Raw genomic sequence first — 3,975 nt, 5'->3', positions numbered from 1 at the left:
CTATGGGTAAGGGAAGTCCAACCATAATTGCAATTAGAGACATCAAATAACTGCCCGAAGCTGCTTCTGCTTCATGTTCATTTAGGTCATAATCGAATTTTTTTATGTGTATCATAGTCCTTTAATGATATTCCAGATCCAATTGATGATGACAAGCAATATCAAAGGAATTGCGTATTTCCGTTTTCTTAGAAATGTTTCTGTTTTTTTATAAAAATCAAATAATGTGTTGCTTCTCAGGAAGAGGTCTGTAAGTATCCATGTGGGAGCAACAACCATAATGATGGCGATAATGTAGCCGAGAGGGTTTAAATTTAATGCGCCAATTAAATCGCCTTTAATCAATGAAATAATAGAACGGGTTGAACCACAGGAAGGGCAGGGTACATTTGTTATGTGTTTTATTAAGCATACTTCTACTGATTTATTTTCAGTGAAGTTTTTTGTTATGCTAAAGTAAAGCCAAATATACCCTGCTAAACATGCTATAAGTAATATTGAATACAGCCTGCCCCTGTCGAGTGTCATTAATACAAAAATTGTTGAATTTTTTGCATGTTCTTTTCTCTTGTTGCCTTTTGTATCATGAACCAGTCAATAATGGCCCAGATGCCCAAACCGCCACATGTTAGAAGTTTACCAATTCCAAGGCCTGTGTCGCCAATCATAAATCGGTCTATTCCTAAACTGCCTGCTAAGATTGAAACAATAAGTGTAGTTGTTGGATCTTTGAATTGAGTGGTAGACAGCATTGCCCATTTTGAATCATCAAGTGCAAGTAACCTTTCTCTAATCATATTCATTTGATGACCTTCAAAGAATTTTCCGTTTGTCATAATGAACATGTCGACTTTTTGTGCATCCATTTTTTGTTTTTTGAGTTTTAAATTGTCTTATTCGTATAGTTTTCGATTATACCCCTTTTAGTATAGTTCGGCCTCCATTTGTTATTATATATAAATCCTATTGGTTAAAAGTAATGTCACCACTTAATAGATGTGCTCAGCAATAATATTGCGTAAATTAACTTACTTCCATATGAACAACGCAATTGGCATTCATAAAGATATTTAAAATACGTAATACTCAAAATAATAAAGAAAATAATTATCACTTCTATTAATCTGAGAATAGCCTGTGTATTAGCTCTCTTGTACTATTTGTTTTTGCTTTGTTTCGAAAAAACGTTTACTCGGAGCTACATACATGGCGCTATAAGCAATTGTTTTGTGTCATTTCCCGACGTCATTTTCTTTAATTAACATCTTAATTGATCTCTATGAATACAGCTATATGCTATGATTATTCTAATTTGAGTCCACGTTTTTTAATTAAAATGTTGGCTGTTACTAGCTAAAATACCTAATAAAAAGAGGGACAATAACGTGAATCTCTAAATAAATTGAATATAACGATTGTTTAGGGTTAAGCGGATGGTTAAAATTAATCGTTGTTACTCAAATTTCATATTACGAAGTACTGATCAAATGTGCCTTTATAAGGTGATGATGCATGATTTAAGATGATTCTAGTGGCATCAATTTGCATCAATGCGTTAATGTGCCTGAAAATAGGCTTTTGCTGCAAAAATCTCGGGGGGTAATTTTTTTTAATGCATAAACTGTCTATAAAAAAGTTAAGCATCCGACGGGGAGAGGGATGCTTAAACTAACCAATTATAAACCTAAATTAAACGAAAGGGCTGTAGGGGTAGGAGTCGAACCTACACGAAGTGGTTATTTCACCTTGCGGCTATTTCCCGAGCCTTCGCCACCGAGACAAGGAGGTGTGTCTGCCAATTTCACCACCCTACAGTATATCAGTTTATTCTTCCCGAGACTCGCTCTCTACCGTTGAAGAACATTACAAATGTAAAAACAATAAGAATATCTTGCAAATATTTCAATAAAATAATTTTATTTTTATTATTTTGTTAATAAATAATGATGTATGTTGTTAAAATGATATTTTTAGGTTTTTGAATTCATTGGAAATTTAAGAAATGGTAATAGAATGGCGTTTACTCAGTTTAGAACTACCTTTATTTAATCTAAGAGCTTTTGTAGAGCCTGTGAGATATATTATTCGCTTTTAATTATAAAATACTATTGTCTTTTGCTATTGTTTGTTCAGACTGTCCTCATATGTTGGTCCATAGAGTCCCGGTACCCTGTTTCCTGTTGCGCGAAGGTACATGATCATTTCACCTCTGTGATGGTATAAATGGTTGAAAAGAAATCCTCGGGCTACTACAACACGTGGCATAGGACCAAGAACTGTCTTTTCACCAACTTTCATTATCCAGTTAGCTGTTAGCTTATCTTCTGTTAGTGCGGTTAATGCCGCCCGGGCTTTCTCTACGTTGCTTTCGAACAAAGACAAGGTAGCTTGAATATCATTAGGGTCTCCGCGTTCAAGATCGTCGGAAGCCAGGTCATATACGTCCTGATCGAGTGTGCCTACGTACCAGTAGTATATAGTTGCGATATGCTGAGCCAACTCTCCCATTGTCCAGGATATATCTGAAGGTCTATATCTGATATCTTTTTGGGGTATAGCCTGGAGCAACTTCCTCGTATTAAGAACCTCTTGCTCAAATTCTCCAATCCATTGTTCTAGTATCATATCGGTAAATTGTGATTAAGTCAATCTTAAAACATATGCTGTTATAAAAAGTTTGGCGTATTTATATATAAAACTAGTAGAGAGAAACCGGTAATATGTTCTTTTAGAGATTTCCATGATGCTCTTAGTGCACAGATGTTGTTAGGTCTAAACCAAAGTGCTTAAAATGAATAAGCTCGAAACGGGGAGAATCGAGCTTAAACTAACCAATTATAAACCTAAATTAAACGAAAGGGCTGTAGGGGTAGGGTTCGAACCTACATGAAGCAGTTATTTCACCTTGCGGTTATTTCCCTTATCTTCACCACCAAAAGGAGGAGTGTCTGCCAATTTCACCACTCTACAGTATTTCAAATCACTATAGCTTAGAGAGTTATCTCACTTTGCTATTATGCTACAAAGATAGTTTGAAAAATGTTACGTTACAAATATTTCAATAAAATATTTTAATTTTTACTATTTTTTTATTTAATATTGTTAGGTATTAGTGAATAGCGAAAATATGGTTGATAAATCCCGTTCAAATTTAGAAATTGATAATCTAGACATCGAAATACTTTCTATTTTGATGAACGATGCAACTACTGCATATACAGAAATTGCCAAGGAATTAATTGTCTCCGGTGGTACCATTCACGTCCGTATGAAGAAGATGCAGGACATGGGAATCATTAAAGGGTCTAATTTGATTATTGACCCGCAAAAAGTGGGTTATGATATTTGTGCTTTCCTGGGGATTTTTCTTGAAAAAGGATCTACCTATAACGAGGCGGTAGAAAAGCTGAGAGACGTTAAAGAAGTTGTAGAGCTTCATTATTGTACAGGAGCATATTCTATGTTTGCAAAGGTAATTTGTAGAGATACAGCACATTTACGTAAAGTTCTAAACGAAGAGATTCAGGCTATTCCGGGTATACAGCGTACAGAAACAATTATTTCTCTGGAAGAAAGTATAAAGAGACAGATTACCCTGAAGTAAGCTTGGCAGGATGTTTGAGCTGATTTTTATCAAAACATCGGAGCCAAATTTATGGAAAGCAAAGAAAAAAAATGGGAGTCTGGTCCTAACCAACAGCATGTAGACGCCCGTGTAAAGGAACAAATGGAAAGAGCCAGTAAAGAAGCCGAACGTAGGAAAGAAAATCTGGACGATAAAGGTTCCGGCTCTTATAAAGAAAAAAACGGGAATAAGGACAAGCAATTTGAAGGTTTAAAAAATGAACCTGCAATTGAAAATAAGCCTACTCATCCTCAGACTGACGATTAAAGGTGAATATTCAAAATGAGGCTGTCTTGAAAAATTAAACACAATAATTTGATTTTCAAGACAGCCTCCTATTTTATTTAAAC

5 protein-coding genes and 1 tRNA gene are annotated in these 3,975 nt (G+C 35.1%); 2 read left to right on the top strand and 4 right to left on the bottom strand.

Annotation, left to right across the window (positions count from 1 at the left end; translation table 11 throughout):
* Positions 1-111: 111 nt before the first annotated feature.
* The 4 genes from ABWO41_RS16275 to ABWO41_RS16260 all read right to left on the bottom strand — a co-directional run bounded on the left by ABWO41_RS16275 (position 112) and on the right by ABWO41_RS16260 (position 2,625).
* The gene (locus tag ABWO41_RS16275; RefSeq protein WP_353140292.1) at positions 112-528 is read right to left on the bottom strand and encodes a DUF2752 domain-containing protein; all 417 of its coding nucleotides are present in this window, start codon (positions 526-528) and stop codon (positions 112-114) included.
* Complete coding sequence (locus tag ABWO41_RS16270) at positions 528-866, bottom strand: TM2 domain-containing protein (RefSeq protein WP_353140290.1); 339 nt, start codon at positions 864-866, stop codon at positions 528-530. The genes ABWO41_RS16275 and ABWO41_RS16270 overlap by 1 nt, the downstream gene beginning before the upstream one ends.
* Before the next feature lie 836 nt (positions 867-1,702).
* Positions 1,703-1,814, bottom strand: a tRNA-Asp gene (locus tag ABWO41_RS16265).
* Positions 1,815-2,118: 304 nt separating this feature from the next.
* Positions 2,119-2,625 carry a DinB family protein gene (locus tag ABWO41_RS16260; protein WP_353140288.1) on the bottom strand — a complete coding sequence of 169 codons (507 nt, stop codon included), beginning with the start codon at positions 2,623-2,625 and terminating at the stop codon, positions 2,119-2,121.
* A gap of 502 nt (positions 2,626-3,127) precedes the next feature.
* Between ABWO41_RS16260 and ABWO41_RS16255 the strand changes: the two genes are divergently transcribed.
* Complete coding sequence (locus ABWO41_RS16255) at positions 3,128-3,604, top strand: Lrp/AsnC ligand binding domain-containing protein (RefSeq protein ID WP_353140294.1); 477 nt, start codon at positions 3,128-3,130, stop codon at positions 3,602-3,604.
* A 51-nt stretch (positions 3,605-3,655) separates the two neighbouring features.
* The gene (locus ABWO41_RS16250; protein WP_353140286.1) at positions 3,656-3,892 is read left to right on the top strand and encodes a hypothetical protein; all 237 of its coding nucleotides are present in this window, start codon (positions 3,656-3,658) and stop codon (positions 3,890-3,892) included.
* Positions 3,893-3,975: the final 83 nt, after the last annotated feature.

Origin of the sequence: Pseudopedobacter sp. (assembly GCF_040392825.1) — a bacterium.
In the GTDB taxonomy this organism is placed as follows: Bacteria; Bacteroidota; Bacteroidia; order Sphingobacteriales; family Sphingobacteriaceae; genus Pseudopedobacter.
This window is presented reverse-complemented; position numbering and strand designations above follow the sequence as displayed.

What these genes read in the sequence shown, in the direction of transcription:
- ABWO41_RS16275 (WP_353140292.1), bottom strand. Translation starts at nt 528, where the DNA reads ATGACACTCGACAGGGGCAGGCTGTATTCAATATTACTTATAGCATGT.
- ABWO41_RS16270 (WP_353140290.1), bottom strand. Translation starts at nt 866, where the DNA reads ATGGATGCACAAAAAGTCGACATGTTCATTATGACAAACGGAAAATTC.
- ABWO41_RS16260 (WP_353140288.1), bottom strand. Translation starts at nt 2,625, where the DNA reads ATGATACTAGAACAATGGATTGGAGAATTTGAGCAAGAGGTTCTTAAT.
- ABWO41_RS16255 (WP_353140294.1), top strand. Translation starts at nt 3,128, where the DNA reads ATGGTTGATAAATCCCGTTCAAATTTAGAAATTGATAATCTAGACATC.
- ABWO41_RS16250 (WP_353140286.1), top strand. Translation starts at nt 3,656, where the DNA reads ATGGAAAGCAAAGAAAAAAAATGGGAGTCTGGTCCTAACCAACAGCAT.